17 protein-coding genes are annotated in these 25,935 nt (G+C 63.4%); 7 read left to right on the top strand and 10 right to left on the bottom strand.

The window, feature by feature from the left end; translation table 11 throughout:
• Window positions 1–159 precede the first annotated feature (159 nt).
• A complete protein-coding gene (locus ACYVRU_RS00305; RefSeq protein WP_302233752.1) occupies window positions 160–1,836 on the top strand; it encodes an FAD-dependent oxidoreductase in 1,677 nt (558 codons plus the stop codon).
• Between the two features lie 605 nt (window positions 1,837–2,441).
• Here ACYVRU_RS00305 and ACYVRU_RS00300 read toward each other — a convergent pair.
• Window positions 2,442–3,971, bottom strand: coding sequence for a helix-turn-helix transcriptional regulator (locus ACYVRU_RS00300; protein WP_417004231.1), 1,530 nt, complete (start codon window positions 3,969–3,971; stop codon window positions 2,442–2,444).
• 400 nt (window positions 3,972–4,371) lie between these two features.
• Here ACYVRU_RS00300 and ACYVRU_RS00295 point away from each other — a divergent pair, with 400 nt between their 5' ends.
• Window positions 4,372–6,138 carry an FAD-binding protein gene (locus tag ACYVRU_RS00295; protein WP_461185578.1) on the top strand — a complete coding sequence of 589 codons (1,767 nt, stop codon included), beginning with the start codon at window positions 4,372–4,374 and terminating at the stop codon, window positions 6,136–6,138.
• A 376-nt stretch (window positions 6,139–6,514) separates the two neighbouring features.
• Here ACYVRU_RS00295 and ACYVRU_RS00290 read toward each other — a convergent pair whose 3' ends face one another.
• The 6 genes from ACYVRU_RS00290 to ileS all read right to left on the bottom strand — a co-directional run bounded on the left by ACYVRU_RS00290 (window position 6,515) and on the right by ileS (window position 14,876).
• On the bottom strand, window positions 6,515–8,071 hold the full coding sequence (locus ACYVRU_RS00290) for an FAD-dependent oxidoreductase (RefSeq protein ID WP_461185577.1): 1,557 nt from the start codon (window positions 8,069–8,071) through the stop codon (window positions 6,515–6,517).
• A gap of 151 nt (window positions 8,072–8,222) precedes the next feature.
• Window positions 8,223–9,146 (bottom strand): winged helix DNA-binding protein, encoded by a 924-nt coding sequence (locus tag ACYVRU_RS00285; RefSeq protein WP_114539093.1) that lies wholly within the window; start codon window positions 9,144–9,146, stop codon window positions 8,223–8,225.
• Between the two features lie 32 nt (window positions 9,147–9,178).
• Window positions 9,179–10,354: a ferrochelatase gene (hemH, locus tag ACYVRU_RS00280; RefSeq protein ID WP_114539094.1), complete on the bottom strand. Its 1,176-nt coding sequence runs from the start codon at window positions 10,352–10,354 to the stop codon at window positions 9,179–9,181.
• Window positions 10,347–11,405, bottom strand: a complete 1,059-nt coding sequence (locus ACYVRU_RS00275; protein WP_114539175.1) for an RluA family pseudouridine synthase — start codon at window positions 11,403–11,405, stop codon at window positions 10,347–10,349. Before ACYVRU_RS00275 ends, hemH begins: the two co-directional genes overlap by 8 nt.
• A gap of 48 nt (window positions 11,406–11,453) precedes the next feature.
• Window positions 11,454–12,029: a signal peptidase II gene (gene lspA, locus ACYVRU_RS00270; RefSeq protein ID WP_278572068.1), complete on the bottom strand. Its 576-nt coding sequence runs from the start codon at window positions 12,027–12,029 to the stop codon at window positions 11,454–11,456.
• Window positions 12,030–14,876, bottom strand: a complete 2,847-nt coding sequence (ileS, locus tag ACYVRU_RS00265) for an isoleucine--tRNA ligase (RefSeq protein ID WP_461185576.1) — start codon at window positions 14,874–14,876, stop codon at window positions 12,030–12,032.
• A 245-nt stretch (window positions 14,877–15,121) separates the two neighbouring features.
• On the opposite strand from ileS, the gene ACYVRU_RS00260 reads away from it, so the two are divergent.
• The 3 genes from ACYVRU_RS00260 to ACYVRU_RS00250 all read left to right on the top strand — a co-directional run bounded on the left by ACYVRU_RS00260 (window position 15,122) and on the right by ACYVRU_RS00250 (window position 18,385).
• Window positions 15,122–15,994 (top strand): DegV family protein, encoded by an 873-nt coding sequence (locus tag ACYVRU_RS00260; RefSeq protein ID WP_161127212.1) that lies wholly within the window; start codon window positions 15,122–15,124, stop codon window positions 15,992–15,994.
• Window positions 15,984–17,282, top strand: coding sequence for a DNA polymerase IV (gene dinB, locus ACYVRU_RS00255; protein ID WP_278982080.1), 1,299 nt, complete (start codon window positions 15,984–15,986; stop codon window positions 17,280–17,282). Before ACYVRU_RS00260 ends, dinB begins: the two co-directional genes overlap by 11 nt.
• A 275-nt stretch (window positions 17,283–17,557) precedes the next feature.
• Window positions 17,558–18,385, top strand: coding sequence for a type III pantothenate kinase (locus ACYVRU_RS00250; RefSeq protein WP_114548379.1), 828 nt, complete (start codon window positions 17,558–17,560; stop codon window positions 18,383–18,385).
• Here the strand turns inward: ACYVRU_RS00250 and ACYVRU_RS00245 are convergent.
• Window positions 18,382–19,401, bottom strand: coding sequence for a glycosyltransferase family 2 protein (locus tag ACYVRU_RS00245; protein WP_278572078.1), 1,020 nt, complete (start codon window positions 19,399–19,401; stop codon window positions 18,382–18,384). The two genes, ACYVRU_RS00250 and ACYVRU_RS00245, sit on opposite strands and share 4 nt — an antisense overlap.
• 55 nt (window positions 19,402–19,456) lie before the next feature.
• A complete protein-coding gene (gene glf, locus ACYVRU_RS00240) occupies window positions 19,457–20,686 on the bottom strand; it encodes a UDP-galactopyranose mutase (RefSeq protein WP_461185575.1) in 1,230 nt (409 codons plus the stop codon).
• 209 nt (window positions 20,687–20,895) lie between these two features.
• Between glf and pta the strand changes: the two genes are divergently transcribed.
• On the top strand, window positions 20,896–21,888 hold the full coding sequence (gene pta, locus ACYVRU_RS00235; RefSeq protein WP_223901415.1) for a phosphate acetyltransferase: 993 nt from the start codon (window positions 20,896–20,898) through the stop codon (window positions 21,886–21,888).
• 187 nt (window positions 21,889–22,075) lie between these two features.
• Here pta and ACYVRU_RS00230 read toward each other — a convergent pair whose 3' ends face one another.
• Window positions 22,076–23,521 (bottom strand): response regulator transcription factor, encoded by a 1,446-nt coding sequence (locus tag ACYVRU_RS00230; protein ID WP_461185574.1) that lies wholly within the window; start codon window positions 23,519–23,521, stop codon window positions 22,076–22,078.
• Between the two features lie 295 nt (window positions 23,522–23,816).
• On the opposite strand from ACYVRU_RS00230, the gene ACYVRU_RS00225 reads away from it, so the two are divergent.
• A complete protein-coding gene (locus tag ACYVRU_RS00225; protein ID WP_117284603.1) occupies window positions 23,817–25,775 on the top strand; it encodes an FAD-binding protein in 1,959 nt (652 codons plus the stop codon).
• Window positions 25,776–25,935: the final 160 nt, after the last annotated feature.

Genomic DNA, 25,935 nt, shown 5'->3' with positions numbered 1-25,935 from the left:
AATGAGCCCCTTCGGCAGATGAATGGCACCTGACGTTTTGTCAGTCTATAGGGCGGGAGGACAATGCCGAGACGGGAAGACGCAACCGTTTCCGATCGGTGTTCCCCTAAGGACAGACGCGAGGCGGAGGGCTTCGCGCTGAGAAGAAAGGGAGATCCTATGACCGACATCAATGCCAAGGGTTTGTCGCGCCGCGCCTTCTTCGGCCTGGGCGCCACCGCCGCCGCAGGAGCCGCCGTGGCCGGACTGGCCGGCTGCTCCCCGGCGCCCCAGAGCGATGCCGCCGCGCCCGCTACCACCGGCGGCACCACCATGCCCGCTACGGGCACCGCGACCTACGAGTGGGAGATCGCGCCCGAGCCCATCACGGACATCGCCTCCACGGTGGACACCGACATCCTCGTCATCGGCGCCGGGCTTTCCGGCTGCGCCTGCGCGGCCGCTGCGGCCGAGAAGGGCGGCAAGGTGACCGTCGTCGAGAAAACGGGTAGCTTCAATGGGCGCGGCGGCGGCTTCGGCGCCATCAACTCGCGCTACATGGAGGCCCAGAACATCGTCGTGGACAAGGTGAACGCGAAGCAGCACTGGATCGCCCAGTGCGCCAGCCGCACCAACGAGGACCTTATCGTGAAGTTCTTCAACAACTCCGAGGAGGCCTCCAACTGGCTCATCGACAAGTGCGAGGCCCTGGGTGGCTCCGCCATGGTGGGCGCGTTCTACAGCCACGACGACGTCTACGCCGAGCAGCCGGGATACCATATGTTCATGATCCCCGAAGAGGCCGGCCTTACCTCCACCGGCTTCGCCGGCGCCGAACTGTGCTACCTGGACGCCGTGAAAGACGGCGCCGAGTTCGTGTTCGATTCCCCTGCCGTGCAGCTCGTGAAGGACGACTCCGGCAAGGTGTGCGGCTGCATCTGCGAGACCGCCGAGGGCTATGTGCAATACAACGCTGCCAAGGGCGTCGTGCTCGCTACCGGCGACATCGGCGGCAGCCCGGAGATGTGCGAAGCCTACGCCCCCATCTGCGCCGAGTACGGCCAGCCCCGCAGCCAGTACACCCCGGCCGGCGTGAACACCGGCGACGGCCACAAGATGGGCATGTGGGTCGGCGCGCAGCTGCAGGATCTCCCCTTCCCCACGATGATGCATCCCCAGGCCTTCTGCTGGTTCCACGGGCCCTTCCTATTCGTGAACGACAACGGCGAGCGCTTCATGTGCGAGGACACCTGGGTACAGGGCAAGTCCCTGGCCATCAACAAGCAGCCCAACGGCGAGGCCTGGTCGGTCTTCGACGCCAACTGGCCGACGGACCTCGTGAACGGCCTGCCCTACGGCGGCGGCATGTTCTGGGACTCCTTCCGTCCCTACGGCAGCGATCTTGAGCTGGCCCCCGAGTACTTCAAGACCCAGATTCCGCTGTACATCGAGCAGGGCATGGCCTATGAGGCCGACACCATCGAGGAGCTCGCCGGCAAGATCGGCTGCGACGCCGCGACGCTCACGGCCACGGTGGACCGCTACAACGGCATGTGCGAGGCGGGCGAGGACACCGACTACTACAAGAAGCCCGTATTCCTCACGCCCGTGAAGCAGGGCCCCTTCTACGCCCTGAAGGTCGGTCCGGCGCTGCTCGCCGTCTGCGGTGGCCTGAAGTGCAACAATGACTTCCAGTGCCTGGATGAGAACGGCGAGGTCATCGAGGGCCTCTACGTGCTCGGCAACATCATGGGCGACATCACCGCGGTGGACTACCCCATCAACGTCGCCGGCAACTCCCACGGCCGCTGCATTACCTTCGGTTACCTGCTCGGCCACGAACTCGCCGAGGCCTAAGCGCCCGCGCGCGAAACCGCTTACTCCGCTGCGGCCTCCCCCTCCCTGCGGCTGCGGCATTCCAGCTAGAAAGGCTCTCTTCGGAGAGCCTTTCTCTTTGTTTCTGCCCAAGCAGCCCTGCCACGCAGCATTCTGGGTGAGCGACAGCGTATTACATTTGGAAAATGTGCTTTTCTGGAAGCTCTGTTCCGGGGAAGCTACGCGGCCTTTCAAAAAAGCACATTTTCCAAGTCACTCTCGACCTTTGCTGGGATAGCTTGAAGGGTATTCCGATAAAACACCAGGTCAACGTCCTATGAAATCTCTCGACATTGAAATGCGAGCCGAGAACCATCCACTTCAATCTGGAATATGTGCTTTTCTGGAAACGCCGATCTGGAATATGTGCTTTTTTTGAACGCAAGACTCGGGCTCATGCAGAATTCAATCCAAAAAAGCACATTTTCCAAACGAGGACACCACTACCGGCCAATCCAGAATTGCCTTCCGGGCGAACAACCTAACTTACAAACGCGAGCGGCGCAGTCCTGTCCTATTCCGCATTGACCACGCAAGGGACGAGCTCAGCGGACACCGCAATCGGACCAACCGTCACGACTGTCGCATCATTGCTGCCGCTTTCTCAGGGCCGCCTGCTCAACAGAGCTCATAAGCTCTTGCTTAGTATGGACGCCCGTCTTTGCATAGATGCGCTTAACATGGGCCCAGACGGTGTTTTCGGAAATCACGAGATCCTCTGCGATATAGCGCGCCGAGCGTCCGCGGGCCAAATAGCCCAAGATCTCCCTCTCGCGCCGCGTGAGTCCATTTTCGCCGGCAATTACCTCAACGCCGCTCTCTAGAATATCGTCGATCACTCTCAGCTCGTTTTGGATTTCTTCGGCGGAACCCTGGGTAAAAGCATTCGCTTCGTGCTTGCTCTCGCACTTCGAAGCGTCCTCTCGAACATCGACCCCACTCCGCGCGCTCTCATCCGCATCAGTCGTCGACCGGCGCTGAATCTTCCGAAGCCCGAACATGAAGACACCAGCCAACGGATAGATGGCCGCAAAGGCAAGGAGAGTGAGCAAGGAAAGGCCGTAATCAACACTCAGAGCTCGCAATACGCTGCCAATGCCTAGGCCCGCAAGGAGGGAAAGAGCCGAACCTCCCAAATAAGCACCCGCAAGAAGGTAGGCAGAAAGATCGAGGCGGCGCGAACAGTCGACGATGTAGAGTAAGAACACCATGCCGCAGACGTCGTAGCAGACGATCACGATAAGACCGACAAGTCCTCCCAGCGCATCTCCGAAAAAGGGCAGAAGCGACAAAACCACAAGCAGCAACGGCAGACAAACCCGATACACCGACGTCGGATGGGGACGTCTGAGGGCGACGATCGCCATGAGCAGCGTGACGAGCGTCGCGACGGCAAGCGGCACCCACATGTTCACATCGCCGACCAAATGCTCCGATTGCGAGCCGAGCACGGCGGTATGCAAAATACCGACGACCCCCACAAGGACAAATACGCAAAGGTACGCGAGAGCCAGATCGCGTCGCTTTGACGAATCAGCGGGCGCAAGAATGCTCCTCGCAGGAAAGACCATACCACGCTTCTTGTAGGCGAGCAGCAGGGCCGAGAGGCACACTGCCACGATCGGCGGCCCAAAGGCCCAAAAGCGATCGATATCGACTGCCAGGGGAATGAGGATGCACTGGACAATGAGGGCACCGATGATCTGGATGGTCGGCGCGACCACATCTCGTTCAGCGGAGAGCACATCAAGCCACACGGTATTGAGAACCGTGGAGGAGAAGCCGCAGAGCAGACCGCAGACAAGAGCGAGAGCGCCCTCGGGAAGACCAGGGAGCAAATTCGCACCACCAAAGAGAAACCCTAGGGACAGCGCGAGCACGGCAGGATATTGCTTGAGTGATCCAGGCGAAAGACGCCCTCTGCGCGCCCCGAGCACGATCAGAGACGCCGTGGCAAGCGAGGCGACGAGCATGGGGGTCATAAAGCTCAGCTCCGAGATAAAGCCGACATTGGAAAACACCGACCCCATCGCTGTCAAATAAGCCACGCCAAGCGCCGTCTTGCAGAGACCGAAGCCGAGCACTCCTGCCAATGTTTTCGCCAGCCCGTCGGCCATCGACACCTCCCCTTTCGCAATTCGGACTATTCTACTGCTCGCACATGCTCGCCCATAACCCGAATGCCTCATTTTTTACAAACTCGAATACTGCATACAGCTGATCAGGCCTTATTCGAAAAGATACCCAATTTTCGGTCATACGGGCGGGCGTATCGCTCGCAAGAAATGCACCGATTTTCGGGGTCGCGGCCGCCGCGATTGCGTTCCATACTTCCAAAGGTCCACGCCGCGCAAGCACTGAGTCGCGGCACCAACAATCCCAAAAGGAGGGAATGCGCTTATGAAGCTCAATCGCAGGGACTTTATCATGGGGTCCTTGGCTCTCGGTGGAGCAGCCGCCGTCGGAGGGCTGGCCGGATGCTCCGCCCCAAAGCAGACGCCATCTGATCAAGGAGCCATGCCGGACACCGGCGCCGAGAAAGGGATCCCCGAAATCTTCACTGACGGCAAATGGATCGGCACGGCCATGGGCCACGACGACGAGCTGATTGCCGAGGTAGTTGTGGCCAACGGAGACCTCGCCTCGATTCGCGTGCTGCGATGCGACGACACCATTGGCATCGGCACGACGGCGGCCCCCATGATGGCGGCGCGAATCCTCGAAGCGAAAAATCTCGACGTTGATGTCGTCTCGGGCGCGACGACCACTTCCATCGCCGTCAGGAACGCCGTCTCGGATGCAATCATGAACGCCGGCGGCGACCTGGCGACCTTCAGCCTGGGAGCCGCAGAGCCGAGCGGCGGGACCGACCAAGCCGTCGAGGTGGATGTTGCGCTTGCGGGGGTCGGCACCGCGGGACTCATCGCCGCCGTCCGTCTCCTGGAAGCCGGCAAGTCGGTCGTCCTCTTCGAGAAGCAGGACATCGCGGGCGGCTCGATGCCGATGACCTACTCGGGCGTGGCGGCTGCGGAATCGGAGCTGCAGGCGAACTACGCAGTCGGACGGCACGACGAGAACCCCATGTTCAGCAAGGCAGGCATGTTGGCGATCATGAGCAAGTACCTCGTGCCCGAGAACGACCGTTTCGATGGCGCGATGCCCTATCAGACCGCGATGTACGACAATTCCGGAAAGCTTGTGGACTGGCTGCATGGCATGGGCGTTGGCTTCTACAGCCTCGGCGTGAACCCAGCCTACGGCGTAACTCCCTATCTCGCCCCCGGCTGCTATATGGGCGGCTGCGGATACGCCAAGGACTTCCTCGTCGACCGAGTGGGCGCGCTTGGCGGCCAGATCATCTATGCTACCAAGGTCACTGAGCTCTCGCAGGATTCGGACGGGCGCGTGACCGGCCTTCTGGCTGAAGGGCGCGACGGATCCACCTGGACGGTGACCGCGAAGGCCGTCTGCCTCACTACCGGCGGATTCGCCGCGAATCCCGAGATGATCGCCGAGCACTATCCCGAATACGCCGAGTACAAGTTCAACTGCGCGCCGGGATCCACCGGCGAGGGCATTCTCATGGGCCAGAAGGCCGGCGGTGCCGTGGAATGCATGGGCCGCGAGCTCGGCGCGTTCCTCTCGACGACGAGCCAAGCAGGCTCCAACTTCGAGATCGCCTTCCTCTACCAGACGACACCGGGCATTATCGTGAACGCCTCGGGAGCGCAGTTCGGCAACATGATGTCCGACAATCACGGGATGCTCGGACGTGGCTTGCGCGATGCGGCCAACGGTGGCGCCTTCTTCTATATCACCGATGAGTCGGGGCGCATCACCACCAACAAGAATGAGCTCTACGCCATGGACACTTACAAGTGTCTCGAACGACGCGGGGACATGGTTCACTTCGCCTCAGTCGAAGACGCGGCCGCGGCGCTCGACCTGCCCCAACTGGAGGCCACCATCGAGGCCCACAACGCCCATGCCCTCGCCGGCGAGGAAGACGAGTTCGGGCGCAAGAACCTCCCCTACCTCGACACCTACAACGGCATCTGGATCGTCAGCTGCATCCCCACCTTCTACCTGACGACCGGAGGACTGGCCATCGACACTGCGGGGCACGTGCTCACCGAAGACGGAAAGCCCGTAGCGGGTCTGTATGCCGCCGGTGACGTGTGCGGCTCCATCGAGGAGAAGGACGGCCGACCCTACGCCATGGGATTCGACGCCGCCATGAACTACGGGTACCTCATGGCGGAGACCGTTATCGCCGATCTCTAGCGGCTCACTTCGCCACCTCTTCTCTTCCTCTTGCGCCGGGAGCCTTCGGGTTCCCGGCGCCTCGCCTTTTCGGAACCCCCTTATTCCCCATCGCCCACGTAAGGGGCGAGCACGGCGGTGAAGACCTTCAGGTGGGCCTTGCTGCGGTTCAGGCAGGGGACGTAGATGAAGGCCTCGTCGTCGGAGCGCTGGCGGTGGGCGCTTCTTCACCGCTGTCGACAGCCTAAGAATGAACGCCAAATCGCAGATTCTCGACGTGAACGACCCGCCCATCACCAACATGTACGCTGTCAGTTACGATGCCGGCGGCTTGCGCCCGTAAAAAGAGGCGCTCCGCAGAGCGCCTCTCAGAGGGAGGGTACCTTGCCGAGCGCGATTACAGCCGCGTCTCCACCGCGTGCAGAACGGCCGTGCGACCCGAGTAGATATTGTGGGCGCCGCACGATCCGGAGATGTTCATCGTATAGACGTTCGCCCAGATCATCGCGCCTTCGACGCCAACGGCATAGAGGCCGGCGACGGGTTCTGCCTGCTCGTCGACCACATTGAAGTTGCGGTCGGTCTTCAAAGACCCCATGGTCTTTCCCAGACTGCTCTTGATCTCTACGGCATACACCGTGCCCTCCATCGCGAGCGGGCGCATGAACTCCGAGGCTTTGCCGAAATCGGAGTCGTCGCCGGCCTCGCAGCAACCGTTGTAGCTCTCAAGCGTCTCGCTGAGAATCTCGGCATCGGCTCCAATCGACGAGGCAAGGTCTTTCCAGTTCGACGCCTTGAAGATGATTCCCTTGGCCTGGCCGTCCTCCAGCTCCTTGAGTCCCTGAGCGTCGCCGGCCACATAGTCGTTCATCATGGCTTCGTCCATGAGGATGAATGCCTGCTTGCACATGCGGATGGGGTTGGCCGTAATCATATGGTTCGCCAGGGACAAGTCCTCGTTGACGAAGCGCTCTCCCCGCTCGTTCACCCACAGCACCCAGGGAATGTTGGCCAGGGAGTTCATGACCGAGCAGAAATAACCGCCCTCGAAGAACGCAGGCAGATCGGGGACCGTCGTGCCGCCGAGCATGCCCATATTCGAGGTATTGCTGGCGCCTCCAACGGCGATGGCCATATCGTGGCCCGAGCCGTCGCAGCCCATGGTCGTGGGGATGCAGTTCTCCTCGGTGTACCCAAACTCGGCGAGCAAATCGAGACGCTCGGCGTAGCCGCCCGTGGCCAGGATAACCGCGCGCGCATTGACCTGGACGACGGTTCCGTCGGTCTTCGTCGCAAACAGACCGACAACAGAGCCGTCCTCATCGCAGATGAGCTCGTCGGCATGGGTGTCGAAAAGGAACTCCACCCCTTCGCTGACGGCCGCCTCGTTCATGGGCACGATATAGCTCTCAGCGCCCGTGCCGGTCTCGAACCAGTGGAAAATCGGATGGAAGCCCACATAGTTGTCGACCTTGCCAAAGCGCACACCCTTAGATACGAGCCAGTCGATATCCTCGCCCGACGCCTTCACCAAATCTCGGAGCACCAAGCCGCTGTTGCGGTACTGGTTCTGCTCAAGCTCGGTGCGAATCATCTCGCCCATGGACACCGTGATGTTTTGATCTTTCTGAATCTGGGAATTCACGGCGAACAGACCCTCGACGCCGCCCGCTGCGCCGCCGGCAATGCTCTTCGCCTCGATACAGATAACCGATGCGCCCGATTCGGCTGCCTGGACACAAGCGGCAAGGCCGGAACAGCCAGCGCCTACGACGGCAATGTCAAATTCGAGCGTCTCGTCCGGCACCGTCGCTTCCGGCTGGTCGCTTCCCGTGGCGGAAAGTTCGGCTTGCTTCGCATCGTCCTTCGGCGCGCAGCCGCTCATCGCCATGGCGCCCGTGGCAAGGATGGCTCCCACGCCGCCAATAAAAGCCCTTCTCGTTACCTTCTCCATTTCCCACTCCTTTCGAGGTACGCCAACTTCTGTTGACGCGATGCATTCTAGGAAGGAGGAAAACGAAAAACAATGTCAATATAGACACCCATTTGCTCAATAGCTATGGCTGCTCACAAAGGTTTTCCAATTTTAAAAATGACGGTTTTTGTTAAAATGACTCAAGTAATGTAGCGTGATTGCGCTTGAGGTTGTAGTACATCCGCGAGTGCCATGCCCTCAGAATCATCACGGCCTCATCTGTACCAGGGTTGTGCGCGGGGATCGTAATGGCATCCAAAGCGGGCAGGGCCCGATCGAGCGTTCGCTGGCCTCTGGCCGTAAGGCCGACCAGCACCGAGCGACTGTCGAAGGGGTTGGGCATCTCCTTTGCCAGGTGCGCTTCGCAAAGCCGCCGCTTGCTCAGCGACACATGGCTGCGCGGCGACAGGAGCCTGTCTGATATATCCTGTATGCGCAAACTGGGAACCCCGGAAAGCGCATGGAGCACGCGGAACTCGTTGAACGCCAAGCCGCACTCTTTTCTCACGCAGGTCCGCCACCGCTCCAAGATGGCTCTCGTGAAGAGGGTGAACTCGACGCCCTGACCGTCTGCCGGCACCCGCCTCAACTCGAAATCAGCCTCATGCCCGCGCAGGATGTCGAGGTTGCCGCCTATGCCCGTGCTCAGATAGTGATTGTACTCGACATCGGGCAACGACTCCTGCGCCACCCCCTTCGAGAAGGCGAAGAGGTCGCGGCAGCATTCCTCGGCCAGCAAGCGGCCCTTCTCGGTAAGGGAGAGTCTCGCCCGCCTCCTGTCCTCATCGCTGCTTTCCGCCGCGAGAAGAGACCGGTCGATCAACGGGGGGGCCATATGCCAAAGTGTGCTCGTTTTCAGCATGAGGAAGTCGGAGAGCTGATTGAAGCCAAGGGGCGTCTCGGCCTCCCACAGACATAAGAGCAGCTCGTATTCTGTCACCGACAGACCGAAACGAGCCCGGCAGAACAGACTACTGTACCTCGATAGCTCCGTATAAATTGCGGCAAGCTGAGCGGAGAAGCCTATGGTTTCGCCCGCGCTGTAATCATCCACGCTTTGCCCTCCTGCTATGACTTACAAAGCGCTCAAGCCTCATCTCCCACGTAGGGAGCGAGGATATGGGTGAGCACCTTGAGGTGCGCCCGCGAGCGGTTCAGGCAGGGGACGTAGATGAAGGCCTCGTCGTCGGAGCGCTGGCGGTGAGCGCCGCGGCGGAAATCGTCGGCAGCGCGCTGGCGGCGGCGCGCGTCGGCCAAGTCGGCATGGGCGTCATCGCAGCGGGCGGCGGCCTTGCCTGTGTTCTCCAAGGCCCCCGGTTCCTCGTCCGCGTTCACCTTCTGCCCCGCGATCACCGCACGGTAGAGGGGCTCCAACTCGTAGGGCACGTCGTAGAGCGTCTCCAGGCAATCGACCGAGAAGTTGGGGCACACCATGAACAGGCGGCTGCCCGGCTCGGCGGCCTGGGCCAGACGCTCCAGCGTGGGCCGCGTGAAGGGCGACAGCCACGTGCGGCCCTTGTCGAAGCGACTCTGATAGCTGATGGTCCAGCTTCGGCGATCGAGCCCGAGCTCGCCGGCCACAGCAAGACTCGTGGCCCCGGTCTGCAGCTCGTAGGTGTCCCCCGCCTCGATGTCCTTCAGCGGAATGGAATGGAACGAGAACAGGAGCCGATCCCCCGACTCTTCGGAAAAGCCCGCGTTGCGGATGGAGGCGGCCACGGCCCGGACGTAGGTGGCATCCTCGCCGTAGCCGTCGACAAGGCGCACATCGCCCTTGAACCGGGCCCGCCGCACGGCCTTGGCCACACCGTCGCCCACCGAGCCGGTGGTGGAAAACGCCGACTGAGGGTACATGGGCAAAACGACAAGCTCGGTGCAGCCCTCCTCCTTCAGCTCCTTCACCGCCCGCTTGAGGGAGGGCTTTCCGTAGCTCATGCCGGCGCGCACGACGACGGGCAGCCCCTGCTCGGCATAGTAGTCGTTCAGGCCGCGCTCCAGGGAAGCCGTAATGGCAACGAGAGGCGAACCTTCTTCGGTCCAGATCTTCTGGTACTTCTCCGCCGAGGCGCGCGAGCGCTTGCGCAGGATGGTCGTATGCAGCAGCGTCCACCACACCGGGCGCGGCATGGGGCAGATGCGCGGATCCATGAGGAACTGCGAGAGGTACTTCTTCACGGCCTTTCTCGTGGGAGCCTCGGGCGTTCCCGTGTTCGCAATGATGACGCCCACCTTGCGCGGGGCGGCGGCCTGCTTCCTACTCATCGGGTACCTCTCCTTCCACAGAAGGGACGGGCGACGTTGCCATGAGCTCGGCCACCTCGCGCCCCGCCTCGGTCTTGCCCAGCGAGCGCGCGGCCAGCGAATCGAGCGCTTCCTGCAGGTCGCGCGGCAGATTGTCGGCGAAGGCCATGGGCTCGCCGGTCGTCGGGTGCTCGAAGGCGATGCTGTAGGAGTGTAGGAACTGGCGGCGCAGCCCCAGCTGGGCCCGGGCGTCGCGGGGGCCGTGGGCGTTGTACACCGGATCGCCCACGATTGGATGGCGCGTGTACTGCATGTGCACGCGGATCTGGTGGGTGCGGCCCGTGAAAAGCTTGCACTCGATGAGGCTGTAGCCGTCGTCCTTGGGGCCGGCCTCGAAGCGCTCAAGCACGCGAAACGTCGTGATGGCCTCCCGCGCGCTCGGCACGTCGCGCACGGCCATGCGGCACCGCTCGTCGGCAGAGCGCGCGATGGGCGCGTCGATCATGCCGGTGTCGTGGGCCATGATGCCGTGAACGAGCGCAATGTAGTGGCGGTCGACCGCCCGATCTTGAATTTGCGCCATGAGCTCGCGGCCGGCCTCATCGGTCTTGGCCGCCAGCATGAGGCCCGAGGTGTCGCGATCGAGTCGGTGCACGATGCCGAGCCGGTCGGCCTCCTCGCCCTGCACGTTGCACAGGTTCTCCTCGCCGCAGTGCCAGATAAGCGCGTTGACCAGCGTGCCGTGGGCATGATCGACGGAGGGGTGGCAAACGAGCCCGATCTGCTTCGAGAGCACGAGCATGTCCTCGTCTTCGAAGCGGATATCCAGATCGATAGGCTCGCCGTAGACCACCACGGACTCCGGCTCGTCGTCCACCTCGTAGACGATGGTGTCCCCCGCCGCCACGGCATGCTTTTTGGAAACCGTGGCGCCGTTCACAAAGACGCGGCCTTCCTCGATGGCGCGCGCGGCGGCCGAGCGAGAAGCGTAGAGCCCCCGGGCGGCGCACAGGGCATCCAGGCGGCTTCCAGCGTCCTCGGTGGCGACGATATGGCAAAGCGAGCGTGACATGGCATCCATTCTATCGACGTCCTGCCAGAGGGTCATCCCCCGAACAGGTTACTTCTCCTCCGATGCGACCTCCTTCGCGGGCGCATCCTTCCTCATGGACCAGAGCGTCCCCGCGAAGAACAGCACGAACCCGCAGGTAACCCCGATGTCGGCAACGTTGAACGTAGGGAAGCTGATAAACACCGTGTCGATGAAATCGACCACGTAGCCCAACGTGAAGCGGTCGAGCGCGTTGCCCAAGCCGCCGGCCACAATCAGCGCGATCCCCACCGTCTCCATAACGCCGGCGCGCTTGCCGGCCGTGAACAAATACACCGTGAGCGCGACGCAGACGAGCACCGACATCACTCCGAGGGCGAAGGTCGATTCATCGAACATACCCCAGGCGGCACCGGTGTTGTGCACCAGGCGGAACTGCACCAGACCAAGAAAGGGACCGGCCACCACCTGGCCCACGGAGAAGCCGTTGAAGTAAGCTTTCGTGGCGATGTCGAGGACAAGCCACAGAGCGGCAAGAGGAACGAAGATGGCGGCGTTGCGCTTGCGCCGGCTGGGAAGCCTCTCCTCCACGGCAGAGGCCTCCCCTTGCTCTTTCTCGATGGCTAGCGTCTCGGGAGCGGCCACTTACTCGGCCCCGCCCTCGATGGCGTCCAGCGCGTCCCCGCAGCGCTCGCACACGTCCGGATGATCCGGGTTGCCACCGAGCTCGCGGATGTTCCAGCAGCGCGGGCACTTCTCGCCCTCGGCCACCGTGACCGCCGCCGTGATCTCGTCGCCGTCGCCTTCCACAAACTGCACCGAGGCCACTATGAACAGCTCCTCGAAGACCGACGGGTCGAAGGAGCCAGCGGTCGCCACGAGGGCCGCCGGCGCCGTCACGGTAAGCGATGCCTCCTGGCTCTTGCCGATGATCTTCTCGTTTCGGGCCTCTTCCAGCGCCTTGGTGACCACCTCGCGGACGGCCATCATCTCCTCCATGGTCGCCACTTGCGCGCCAGCGTCGGCGGGAAGGGCGGGCACGAAGTCGCGCGCGCACGGCCAACCGGCCAGCTGCACCGAGGCCTCGCGGCCCTCGATGGCGCGGAAGGCCGGCGGGTAGCACTCCCACACCTCGTCGGTGGTGAACGACAGGATGGGGGCCATGACCCGCACGAGCACCTCCAGGATGTTCATGAGCACGGTCTGCACGGCCCGGCGGCGCGGCGAGGCCGGCGCCTCGGCGTACAGGCGATCCTTGGTAACGTCCATGTACACGGCGGAGATGTCGTTCACGTAATCGTATAGGGCCCGGTAGACGCTGTTGAAGCGGTAAGACTCATAAGACGCCTCCACATCGGCGAGCAGCTGCGAGAGGCGCACGAGGGCCCACTGGTCGAGCGGCTCGAGCGCGTCCCAGTCCTCCACGAAGTCATCCGGCGTGAAATCGTTCAAGTTGCCGAGCAGGAAGCGGAAGGTGTTGCGGAAACGGCGGTAGGCGTCCGAGACCTGCTTCAAGATGTTCTCCGAGATGGACACGTCCTGGGAGTAGTCGCAGGACGACACCCAAAGGCGCAGCACGTCGGCGCCGAACTTGTTGCACATCTCCTCCGGATCGATGCCGTTGCCGAGCGACTTCGACATCTTGCGGCCCTCTTCGTCCACGGTGAAGCCGCAGTGCATGACCGACTTGTAGGGAGGCACGCCGTAGGCGCCGATGGAGGTGAGCAGCGACGACTGGAACCAGCCGCGGTGCTGGTCGGAGCCCTCCAGGTACATGTCGGCCGGGAAGGTGAGGCCGTCGGTCTCGGCGCGATGGCGGCAGACGCTCGTGTGCGAGACGCCGGACTCCCACCACACGTCCAGGATGTCCTTTTCGGGGATGAGCTCGGTGCCCCCGCACACCTCGCACTTGGTGCCGCGGGGCAGATACTCGCTCGGAGCCTCGGTGAACCAGGCATCGGCGCCCTTGGTGTTGAACAGCTCGATGACCGCATCGAAGGTTTCGGCCGTGGCCACGGTGTTGCCGCACTTGGCGCACTTGAACACGGGAATGGGCACGCCCCAGCTGCGCTGGCGCGAGATGCACCAGTCGGGACGGTCGGCCACCATGGCGCCGATGCGGTTCTTGGCCCAAGCGGGAATCCACTCCACTTCCGAGTTGATGGCGCGCAGGGCGTCCTCGCGCAGGGCGTTCTTGTCCATGGAGACGAACCACTGGTCCGTGGCGCGGAAGATGACCGGCTCGTGGCAGCGCCAGCAGTGCGGGTAGGAGTGGTTGATCTTCTTCTCGGCCACCAGCGTCCCCTGCTCGCGCAGCCAGTCGATGATGACCGGGTTGGCCTCGTCGGTGGAAAGGCCGGCGAACTGGCCCGCCTCGCCGGTGAACACGCCGTTGTCGTCCACGGGCATGAGCATGGGGATGTCGAACTCCAGCGCCACGAGGTAGTCGTCCTGGCCGTGGCCGGGGGCCGTGTGCACGGCGCCGGTGCCGGTGTCCAAGGTGACGTGGTCGCCGTAGATGACCGTGCCTTTGATGTCGCGGCGGACGGGCGCGGTGTAGGTGAGGCCGAACAGCTGCTTGCCCGTCAGCGCCACCGGCTCGCCGTCGGCGCCGCGCACAAAATCATAGTCCTCCCAGCCGGCCACCTCGGCCACGGTTTCCACCAGCTCCTTGGCCATGATGAGGTTGTCACCGCCCACCGTGACCATGACGTAGTCGGCGTCCGGCGCCAGCGACACCGCCGTGTTCGCCGGCAGCGTCCAGGGGGTGGTCGTCCAAATGAGCAGGTAGGCGTCGCCCTCGGCTCCGGAGGCCTCGAACACGCCGGGCATGGCGTCCAGCTTGAACTTCACGTAGATGGAAGGCGACACCTCGTCGGAGTACTCGATCTCCGCTTCGGCGAGCGCCGTATGGCAGTGGGTGCACCAGTGGATGGGCTTGCGGCCGCGGTAGACCGAGCCTTTCAGGTACAGATCCTTGAAGATCTCCACGTTGCCGGCCTCGTAGTTCGGAATGAACGTGAGGTAGGGGTGTTCCCAGTCGGCGTTCACGCCGAGGCGCTTGAAACCGTTGCGCTGGATGTCGACGTACTTCTCGGCCCACTCGCGGCAGCGTTGGCGCAGCTCCACCTGGGAGATCTCGGCCATCTTCTCTGGCCCGAGCGTCACTTCCACCATATGCTCGATGGGCTGTCCGTGGCAGTCCCAACCGGGGATGTAGGGGGTGAAGTACCCGCGCTGGGCGTGGCTTTTAACGACGAAGTCCTTGAGGATCTTGTTGAAGGCGTGACCGATGTGAATGGGGCCGTTGGCATAAGGAGGGCCGTCGTGCAGCACGAAGGGCTTGCCGTCGGCGTTCTTCTCCAGCACATGGCGGTAGATGTCCATTTCCTGCCACTGGGCGAGCCGCTCGGGCTCGCGGGCCGGCAGGTTCCCCCGCATGGGGAAATCGGTCTCGGGCAGGTTCATGGTGTCCTTGTAGCTGTTCGACACAGTTCGTCCCTCTTCCACGTCTCGGGTTCCTCTATATCACGGCCGTCGAAGTGCGACGGCGGCGCCTGTGAGCGTATCTTGCAAAGTATACGGCAAGGGGGCGCGACGCGGGCAATGGTTACAACTTTTTCTCAGGAAAGGCTTCATTAGCCGCAGCAGGTGCAATGGGTCCGATTTGCGCTAGAATATCGGATGCGCAGCAGCGTGCCGCAAAATGCAGCCCCCTACCCGATAAGGAGCCCTCCATGGCCTTCGCCATCGTCACCGATTCCTCCTCCAATCTCACTGAGGAGGTCATCGACCAGTTCGACCTACATATCCTTCCGCTCACGTTCATGGTGGATGGCGAGGAGCATCACAGTTACCTCAAGGGGCAGAAGACCGACCTTAAGCAGTTCTACACCATGATGCGCGAGGGCAAGGTCATCACGACGTCGCTGCCGAATCTGAAGGACTCCCGCGAGCTGCTGAAGGGGCTTCTTGCCTCGGGCCAGGATGTGCTCTACATCGGGTTCTCCAGCGGGCTTTCCGGCACCTACCAGGCCATCGACCTTCTGCTGGCCGAGCTGGCCGACGCCTACCCGGACCGCACGGTGCTCGCGGTGGACACCCTGGCCGCCTCCATGGGCGAAGGGCTGCTCGTCTGGTACGCCGCCAAGATGCGCGAGGAGGGTGCGTCCATCACCGAGGTTCGCGACTGGCTGGAGGCCAACAAGCTGCATCTGGCCCACTGGTTCACCGTGGACGACCTCATGTTCCTGTTCCGCGGCGGCCGCGTCTCCCGCACGAGCGCCTGGGCCGGCACCCTTCTGAACATCAAGCCGGTCATGCACGTGGACGACGAGGGCCACCTCATTCCGCTGGAGAAGGTGCGCGGGCGCAAAAAGTCGCTGAAGGCGCTGGTCGATCATATGGAGCAGACGGCCACCTCTCCCGTGGCGGATCAGACCGTGTTCATCAGCCACGGCGACTGCATCGAGGACGCCGAGTACGTGGCCGACCTCGTGAGAGAGCGCTTCGGCGTCACCGACATCCTCATCAACTACGTGGATCCGGTCATCGGCGCCCATTCCGGCCCCGGCACTATGGCCCTGTTCTTCCTGGCCAGTGAACGATAGCGACGCTTACCTGCCGCCGTGGGAGGGCCCGGCCATCCTGTTGGTGGATCTGGACGCCTTCTTCGCCTCCGTCGAGCAGCTTGACCACCCGGCCTGGCGGGGCAAGCCCGTCATCGTCGGCGGCGATGCGGACGCCCACGGGGTCGTCTCCACCTGCTCCTACGAGGCCCGCGCCTTCGGAGTGCGCAGCGCCATGGCCTCGTCGCTAGCACGAGCGCTGTGTCCCGAGGCCATTTGGACGCATGGCCATTTCCACCGCTACCGCGAGGTGTCCGCCGCCATCATGGCCATCCTGCGAGACGAGACGCCCCACGTGCAACAGGTCTCCATCGACGAGGCCTTTATGGACGTCACCCCCACTGCCGTGAACACCGAGCACCCGGTTCTCGTGGCCCAGCGCATCCAGGAGCGCGTGACCGCCCTCGGCGTCACCTGCTCCATCGGCGTGGGCACCTCCAAGTCCGTGGCGAAAATCGCCTCGGACCGCGACAAGCCCCGAGGACTCACCGTGGTCTTCCCCGGCACGGAGGCGGCCTTCCTGGAAAAGCTGCCCGTGCGCACGCTCTCCGGCGTGGGGGCAGCCGCCGAGAGGACGCTCCTTTCCCACGGCGTGCGCACCTTGGGAGCCATGGGCCGGGCCGACGGCGCCCTTCTGCGGAAGATCTTCGGGAAGAACGGCGAGATGATGCGCGACCGGGCCTTAGGGCGCGACCGGTCGGAAGTGGCCGAGGACGACGAGGTGAAGTCGGTCTCCAACGAGGTAACCTACGCCCATGATCTGGAGACGCGCGAGGACATTATGGCGGCGCTTTCCACCATTTCGGCGAAGGTGGGGCGTCGCCTGCGTCGCAAGGGGCTCAAGGGACGCACCGTGGCCGTGAAGATGCGCTACGACAATCGCACGACGCGCTCAGCCCAGTGCGCGCTGGTCGTCCCCACCGACGACGACATCGCCTTCGCCCCCGTGGTGCACCGCCTGGCGAGGGAGCTGTGGGCGCCGGGCATGAAGGTGCGCCTGCTCGGCGTCGCCGTGACTCATTTCGAGGAGGACGGCGCCCCGGTGCAGGAAGCGCTTTTCGACGCCGCCGTCCTTGGGGGCGATGACAACGCAGACGCGGTTGAAAGCGAGGCGCTCATCCGCGACGAGGAAAAGCGCCGCAGCCTTCTGGCCGCCACCGACGCTTTGCAGGAGCGTTTCGGCGACGGCACGGTGCGCTTCGGCTTCGAGCTGCGCCAATCCGGCAACACCACCGGCTCCTCCTCCAAAAACGTCGAGGACTACAAGTAGCTCCCTACCAGCGGGCCCATCATGTACTCGAGTTTTTCGAAAACTCACGAGCAAATGCCACTTCGAGCCCGTTTTGGCACCCCGGGATGCCAGTTGAAGCCCGTAATGGTACGAAATGCCATTTGAGGCCCGAAATGGCCATGGGTGGATTACCATTTCGGGGTCGAAGTGGCATTCACTCATCCCCAAAACGAAAAATTTCCGCTAAAACAGGGCCACGCGAGACATCACTGGCGGAAAGTACACGAGCGGAACAAGTGAAAAGAGGAGCGATTATGGCGCTGGTTTTGGCGATCGACATACGGAACACGCGGACGCGGATCGGGCTGGCAGTTGATGGACGACTCGTCTCCCAGTGGGCCGTTCCCACAGATTCCGCCGAGACAGCCGACGGCGCCGTGGCCTGCGTTCTCGGCTTCTTCGACGCCCTCGCCCGCAATCTCGCGCCCATCGAAAAGGACGCGCCCGACGCCATCGACCTGCCCGAGAGCGCTCCTTTGGCCGACGGGACCATCATCGCCTCGGTCATCCCTGCCCTCACCGGCGTGTGGTCCGATGCGGCGCGGCGCCTCACGGACGCGCGCCCGCTCACCGTAGGCCCAGGTCTTAAGACGGGGCTGAAGATGAACTTCTCCGATCCCACGGCCGTGGGCGCCGACCGCGTCGCCGAGATGGTGGGCGCCAAGAGCACCTACGGCGCGCCGGCCCTCGTCATCGATCTGGGTACCTCCACCACCTTCGAGCTTTTGGACGAGACGGGAGCCTTCCGCGGCGGCATCATCGCCCCGGGCATGAAACTCGGCGCCCAGGCGCTGGCCCGCGGGGCCGCCCAGCTGGCCGCCGTGGAGCTTCGAGCCCCCAAGTCGCTGCTCGGCCGCACCACCGTCGAGGCCATGCAGGCGGGCATCGTCATGGGGGAGGTGGCCCGCATCGACGGCCTCATCGACATGATCTGGGCCGATTGCGGCTACACGACCCCCGTCATCCTCGTGGGCCAAGACGCCGAGACCATCGCCGCGCTCATGGCGCACGCCGTCACCGTCGACCAGACCCTCGCCCTCCGCGGCCTTCTGGAGCTCTATACCGCGAACACACGACGTTAATTAAACTTGAAGATTTTCTGGGCGATCTGGTAGCCCTTGAGTCCGATCTTCTCGCCGGCCTCCGTGGGCAGATTCGTGGCCAGATTCAGCGCGTTGGAGCGGACCCGGCGGTACAGCGACGGGTTTTGCTCCTTCAAATAGGCCCATATGTCCTTCAGATCCTGCTCGTCGGTCTCGCCTCCGCGCATGCGCAGAAACACCGAGCAGATGCACATCATCATGGAGAGGTAGTTGCGCAGGTAGTGGCGCAGATGGCGGTTGCGCACAGCCTGCGGATCCACGTTGTCGATCATCTGCCGCGTGACGCGCAGCTGCTGGTCCATGCGACCCATCATGACCTTCTCGTTGACCGACTGGTCCTCGCGCCCGATGAAGTAATGGTAGGCGTCCACGTTGAAGTAGCGCATGGTGCGCACGTAGACCAAAGGCTCGTAGACGAAGATGTTGTCCACGTAGAAGGTGTGCTCGGGCAGCGTAAGATGCATCTTGCGCAGCATCTCGGTGCGGTAGTACACCGAGTGCATGAGCAGGTACTGGCTCGGCAGGAAGGTGCCCACCTCGTCCCAGCCGAACTCATAGCCCTCGGGCAGCACATTGCCGTAGCCCATGACCTTTTGCTCGCCTTCGTCTACCTTGTCGTAGACGTAATTGGCCACCACCATGTCGCAGGGTACCGGCGCGTCCAGCTGGCTGCGCAAGTACACCATGAGCGGGAACATGGCCGCCGGATCGAGCCAGTCGTCGGAGTCGACCACCTTGAAGTAGAAGCCCGTCGCGTGAGCGAGCCCCGTGTTCACTGCGCCGCCATGGCCCTTGTTGGGCTGATGGATAGCGCGCACGATGTCCGGGTACTCGTTCTGCCAGCGGTCGCAGATGGCCGCCGTGTCGTCCTTGGTCGAGCCGTCGTCCACGAGCAGGATCTCGATGTCCTCGCCGCAGGCGAGCAGCGTCTCCACGCAATGATCCATGTAGGCTGCCGAGTTGTAGCAGGGCACGGCGAACGTGATGGTCTTCAAAAGCGCCTCCTTCGTCGGGGTCTCGGTGCGCGGGCGTGCTGCCTCGCGCGGCGTCCTAGGCGTCGGCCGTCTCCGTCAAGATCTTCTCGGAGGCAGCCAGGGCGTCGGCGACCACCTTGTCCATGTTGAAGTAGCGGTACTCGGCCAAACGTCCCAGCGGATGGAAGTTCGGCAGCGCGTCGGTCAGGCGGCGGTAGCGCGCATAGAGCGCATCGTTGTCGTCGTTGATGATGGCATAGTAGGGAATCTGCGTCGCCGGATCCTCGTAGGCCCGGGAGTACTCGCGCATGATGGTGGTCTTGTCGCCGGTCTGCTCTGTGAGCCACTTGAACTCCGTGATGCGGGTGTAGTCCTCGGTCACCGTGTAGTTCACGGTGCCGCAGGGCAAGTGGTAGGTCTCGTCGAAGGTCTCGTAGACGAAATCGAGGGAGCGGTAGGGCAAACGGCCGAAGCGCCCCAGGAACAGCTCGTCAAGCGGACCGGTGTAGACGATAGGGCCTGCGAACGGCACGCCCTTGATGTGGATGGCCTCCAAAGGGGCATCCTCTTCGCGGCCGGCGAAGACGAGATCGAACACGCTCTCCGCCTCGGTGTTCAGGCAGACGGTGATCTTCTCGTGGCCGAGCAGGTTCTCGAACAGGCGCGTGTAGCCATCGACCGGCATTCCCTGGAAGGCGTCCTGGAAGTAGCGGTTGTCCCGGGAGATGAACACCGGCACGCGCGCGGTCACCGAGGGATCCACTTCCTCGGGAGTGAGGCCCCATTGCTTCTGGGTGTAGTAGAGGAACACGTTCTGGTAGACGAAGTCCGCCACCTCCTGCAGCTCCGGATCCTCCTGGGCGCGCAGCTCGTTGATGGTGACCTTGCGCTCGTCGCCGAAGGTGTCGACGAGCTTCTCGATGAGCCGGGCCGCCTTCTCGTCGCCGAAGGCGATTTCCATAGAGTTCTTGTTGAAGGGCACGGGCATGTAGGTGCCGTACCAATCGGCGAGCACCCGGTGCTGGTAGCTCGACCACTCGGTGAAGCGGGCAAGATAGTCGTAGGCGCGCTGATCGTTGGTATGGAAGATGTGCGGCCCGTAGCGGTGCACGAGCACCCCGGCCTCGTCGTACTCGTCGTACATGTTGCCGGCGATGTGCGCGCGCTTCTCGATGATGAGCACGCGAAGACCGCCCTCTTCGGCAAGCTGCCGGGCACTGACAGCCCCGGCAAAACCGGAGCCGACAACGACGGCGTCGTAGTCTTCGATGGCGATATCGCGGAAATCGGCGTAATTAACGGCCATAACGGGTTCTCTCCCTCGTACTCGTTGATGCGAATGGGGCGCCGGCGCTCGGGCGGCGTCGTTCGGAGGATATTGTACCCAGCCCGCATCCGATGGCCTCCAAACCCCATACAAACCGAATAAATGAACCTGCCGCGCGGTCGCGCCGTGCGGGGCGGCGGCCCGTGCTCTATCATGAGGGCAGGATACCCGTGAGAAAGGACGTTCCCGTGAGCCAGTTCCTCGATTCCATGATCGCCCGCGCGAAGGCCGACAAGAAGACCATCGTGCTTCCCGAGGGCAACGACATCCGCACCCTCAAGGCCGCCGAGGCGATTCTCGCCGAGGGCATCGCCGACCTCATCGTCTTGGGCGACGCCGACGACATCGCCGCTGCCGGCTGCAACTTGGAGGGCGCCCGCATCGTCGACTTCCGCACCTCCGAGCTGCGCGAGCCCTATGCCGAGAAGCTGGCCGAGCTGCGCGCGGCGAAGGGCATGACGCTCGAGCAAGCCCTCGAGCTTATGGACAACGAGCTGTACTTCGGCATGATGATGGTGAAGATGGGCGAAGCGGACGGCCTCGTCTCGGGCGCCTGCCACTCCACCGGCGACGTGCTGCGCCCGGCCCTTCAGATCCTGAAGACCGCTCCCGGCGCGCAGATGGTGAGCTCGTTCTTCGTCATGAACGTGCCCGACTGCGACTTGGGCCACCACGGCACCTTCATCTTCTCCGACTGCGGCCTGGAAGTGCAGCCCGATGCCGACCGTCTGGCCCAGATCGCCATCAACGCCGAGGCGGCGTGGCGGTCGCTGTTCGCCGATGCCGAGCCGGTCATCGCCATGCTGTCGCACTCCTCCTACGGCTCGGCCAAAAACGACGATTCCGACAAGGTGGTGCGCGCGACGGCCAAGGTGAAGGAGCTCGCGCCCGAACTCGCGGTAGACGGCGAGCTGCAGCTGGACGCCGCCATCGTTCCCGAGATCGGCGCGGCGAAGGCGCCGGCCTCCCCTGTCGCGGGCCGCGCCAACGTGCTCGTGTTCCCGGACATCGATGCGGGCAACATCGGCTACAAGCTAGTGCAGCGCTTGGCGAAGGCCGAGGCGCTCGGCCCCATCCTGCAGGGCATCGCCGCCCCGGTGAACGACTTGTCCCGAGGGTGCTCGGCTGACGACATCGTGGGCGTGGTGGCCATCACCGCCGTGCAGGCGCAGGGGAAATAGCGCTCCTTCTTGCCTTTCCATCCCTCCGGGCGCGAGGTGGCCGAGGGGGTGTCGTGCTCAGACAACATTGAAGTGCAGGGCTCGACGCGGGTCGTCTCATTTTTCTATGCACTTCAATGAACTGCGCGCGGCACCCCCTCGGCCACCTCGCGCCCTGCTCTTCTGGGATTGGGCGGATTTCTCCTCTCTACCCTTTTTTCTCTTCTCTCTCGATGCCGAGTTTCTCGAAGAGCTCGTCGCGGCTGTGGACGCCGAGCTTCTTGTAGACGTGGCGGATGTGCGACTTCGCCGTGCCGTTGGCCACGACCATGGCAGAGGCCACCTCGCTGGCCGAGCACCCCTCTAAGAGCAGCGTGAGCACCTCCTTCTCGCGCTCGCCCAAACCGCAGGCGGCAGCCACGCGATCCACTTTGGCGCGACGGGCCGCATCGAGATCTCCCGTCGCCTGCTCGCCCTCGAAAAGCTCCGCCGAACGAGTCGGCGTGACACCCCGTCTCACGAGGATGATCATGGCGGCGTTGGCAGCCAGAATAGACAGCAGAACCATGATGTTCGACGCGAATTGCTCGGCGAATGCGAAGCAGAGCGCCATGCACAGGCGGCCGACGAGACATCCGGCGGCAAACGCCACCATGAGGCTCGTGAAGGCCGCAAGAGTGCGCCGCCGACTCCCCTGCGCGCTGGCGCACAGGAGCACGACGGCATAGGCGAGGAAAAGGAACATGCCGAGCGCTGCCAGATCGAAGGAAAGCGCAGGCTCGAGGTGAAGATAGGAGGCAGCTATGACGGCCACGATGATAGCGGGCACGGCGATGGTCGTCAGCGGGAGGACTGCCGCATTTGCCAAGAGCACCACAGCGCAGATAAGCAGCATCGGGGCGAAGAAATCCCCCGAAGCATAGGAGGCGCTGTCGCCCCCGATACCGGCAAAGGCGATGGCCGTGATGAAGGAGAAGCTGAACAGAAACGTCGCCGAGGCCGGGTAGCGGAAGGCATCCGCCGGCACGGCCGCGGGCGCAGCGGCGTCGTCTCCCTCCTTGGCCTGCTCCGTGCGCAGCTTGCGAGAGAGCACGAACGTCCCCAGGAACATGAGCACCCCCATGCACACGCACAGCTTTACCGCCTCCAGGCCCGAGAACACCCAGATGACGAAGGAGGCGAACACGCCCGCCAGCACGATATTCCAAATCACCGAAAAGGAGCGGCGATCGATGTGCACGGCGAACCACGAGGTCATGGCCACGGGCAGATAGACGCCGAAGATAGCGCCGCAAACCCAGTTGACGGGCTCGGGCACGTGGATGCCCGCCCCGAACAGCACGCAGTACAGCACCAAGCTCGCCTGCACGAGGAGGGCCAAAGTCCAAAGCCATCGGCTGCCCACGGCAAGGCGCCCGCTCTGCCGCAGACGCAGCCCAAGCATCAGCGCGCAGAGGACCTCGGCGACATAGGAAGCATCGGTATAGGAGAACATGAACGCCGAGGTGTGCCACATGGCCGGCCAGAAGTACACCTGGCCCACGAAGGCCAAGTTGCAGGCCAGACCTACGAACAGACTTATGGATCCAGCGCTTCTGAAATGCTCCTCGAACCCGAGGCGCAGCCCCGCGATCGTGTCTCTCAGATGTTTCATCGATTGCCCCTCCCCTTTTCGCTGCCACCCATGAAACCACAAAAGGCAGATAAGCGCCAGCGGCAAATTGGCAGTCTCTCCTCATTTCCAGAAAGGTGGGTTAGCGGGATAGGTTAGCAAGTTCCGCCATCGCTAACCTACAGGTTATCTCTCACGCTAACCTCAATGCTGCCGCTAAAGTGACCAGCGTGATCGGGGACACCGCGATCCCCGGAGCGCCGGAGCGAATGCGTCACGCGACGTCTTCGCCAGACATCAACCCGGCGCGAAGACACCGACCACAAGGGAGTGGAAAATGGGAAAATATACCCGCCGACAGTTCATCACCAGCGCTGGTGTCGGCATGGCCGCCGTCGCCGGCCTCGGCCTTGCCGGCTGCGCGCCGCAGACCCCGGCCGATAAGGCCATGGCCAACACGGGCAACGGGGGAACCACCTTCGCCGACACCATCGCTTGGGACGGCGAGTACGACGTCGTCGTCATCGGCTTCGGCGGCGCCGGTGCCGTGTCCGCCTGCTACGCCGCCGACGCCGGCGCGAAGGTGCTGCTCATCGATAAGGCCCCTCAGGGCATGGAGGGCGGCAACACGCGCTTCTGCGGCCAGATCATCCTGAACTCCGACGACAAGGAGGCCATGCTCGCCTACAACAAGGCCATGGCCGGCGATTTCGCCGTGGACGACGAGCTCATGGACGTGTACGCCGAGGGCCTGACTCAGACGAAGACCATGCTGCGCGACTTCTTCGGCGTCCCCGAGGAGAACTTCCTCGATTGGAAGGAGGACTCCTCCGCCCAGCCGATGATCGCCATGTTCATCCCCGAGTACCCCGAGCTCGAAGGCGGCGAGGCGCTGCACGTGCTGACCGTGAGCGACAACGTGTGCAACTCCGCGCTGTGGAAGACCTACCGCAACAAGGTCATGTCCATGAGCGACAACATCGACGTGTGGTACATGTCCCCGGCCACGAAGCTCTTCCAAGACCCGGTCAGCCGCGCCGTCATCGGCGTGGAGATCGACAAGGCCGGCGACACGGTGAACATCCGCGCCAAGAACGGCGTCGTCATGACCATGGGCGGCTTCGAGAACAACAAGCAGATGGTCGAGGACTTCCTGGGCCTCACCAAGAGCACCCCGGCCGGCACCCTGTTCAATACCGGCGACGGCGTGAAGATGGCCATGGGCGTCGGCGCCGATCTGTGGCACATGGAGGCCTACGAGGGCAACTGCTTCGCGCTCGGCGGCATCTCCTTCGTGGTGAACGAGGATCAGCACGCCAAGACGTTCAACGACCTGCGCAACCTTTCCGGCAGCGTCATCGTCGTGGGCAACGGCGGCGAGCGCTACCTGCGCGAGGACGTGTACAACCGCCACGGCCATGTGCCGAGCAACGGCGACTGGGTAAATGTGAAGCGCCCGCGCAACACCTACATGGTGTGGGACGCCGCCCAGAACGAGGCCATCGCCGAGTACCACGGCATCCCGGCCGGGTTCGAGGATCAGGTCGTCTCCGCCGCCACCATCGCCGAGCTCGAGAGCGCCCTCGGCATTCCGGCCGGCAAGCTCGAGCAGACCGTGACCGATTTCAACAAGATGGCCAACGATGGCTATGACCCGGCCTTCTTCCGCGCCGCCGAGACCATGCGCGCCTTCGGCGAGGGCCCCTTCTACGCCATCGAGATGATCCAGGCCTTCCTGAACACCCAGGGCGGCGCCCGCCGCAACGCCCGTGCCGAGGTCGTGGGCACCGACGGCGAGCCCATTCCGCACCTCTACTCCGCCGGCGAGTTCGGCGGCATGACCCCGTACCAGTACAACGGCGGCGGCAACATGGCCGAGTGCCTCATTTTCGGCCAGCTGGCCGGCGTGGGCGCGGCGGCCGAGAAGGATCCGCTGCCGGTGCTCCCCCTGGGCGTGGCCTCCGAGATCGTCTACACCCAGGGCAGCGGCAGCCACGAGGTCGATCCTGACCCGACCGCGTCCGCGAAGCTCGGCGAGAACGAGTACCTCGGCACCTCGACCCTGTGCATGGGCAACGAGCTGGCGGTGAAGGTGAAGGTGGAGGGCGGCAAGATCGCTGCCATCGACATCGTGCAGCAGCAGGAGACCGCTGGTGTGGGCAGCTTGGCACTCGACGCCCTGCCGGCCCGGATCATCGAGGCCCAGTCCACCGAGGTGGATGCCGTAGCCGGCGCCACCGTCTCCTCCACGGCTCTGAAAGACGCCGTGAACAACGCCCTCGCCCAGGTGAAGTAGCTCGCCTGATGCGATAGGGGCGCACCCGAGCGCCCCGCAATCCCTCCCCACGAGATCGTGGCCCGCTCTGGGCCTCGATCTCGTTTTTTTCAGCCGCAAATCGACGATTGTTCCGTTAGAACCGTCGATTTGTGGCTAGCATTTTCCCGAAACAGCCTGA

This window comes from Adlercreutzia sp. CNCM I-6216 (assembly GCF_977113345.1).
The sequence above is the reverse complement of the archived record's forward strand: the minus strand, read 5'-3'. Positions and strand labels throughout refer to the sequence as shown.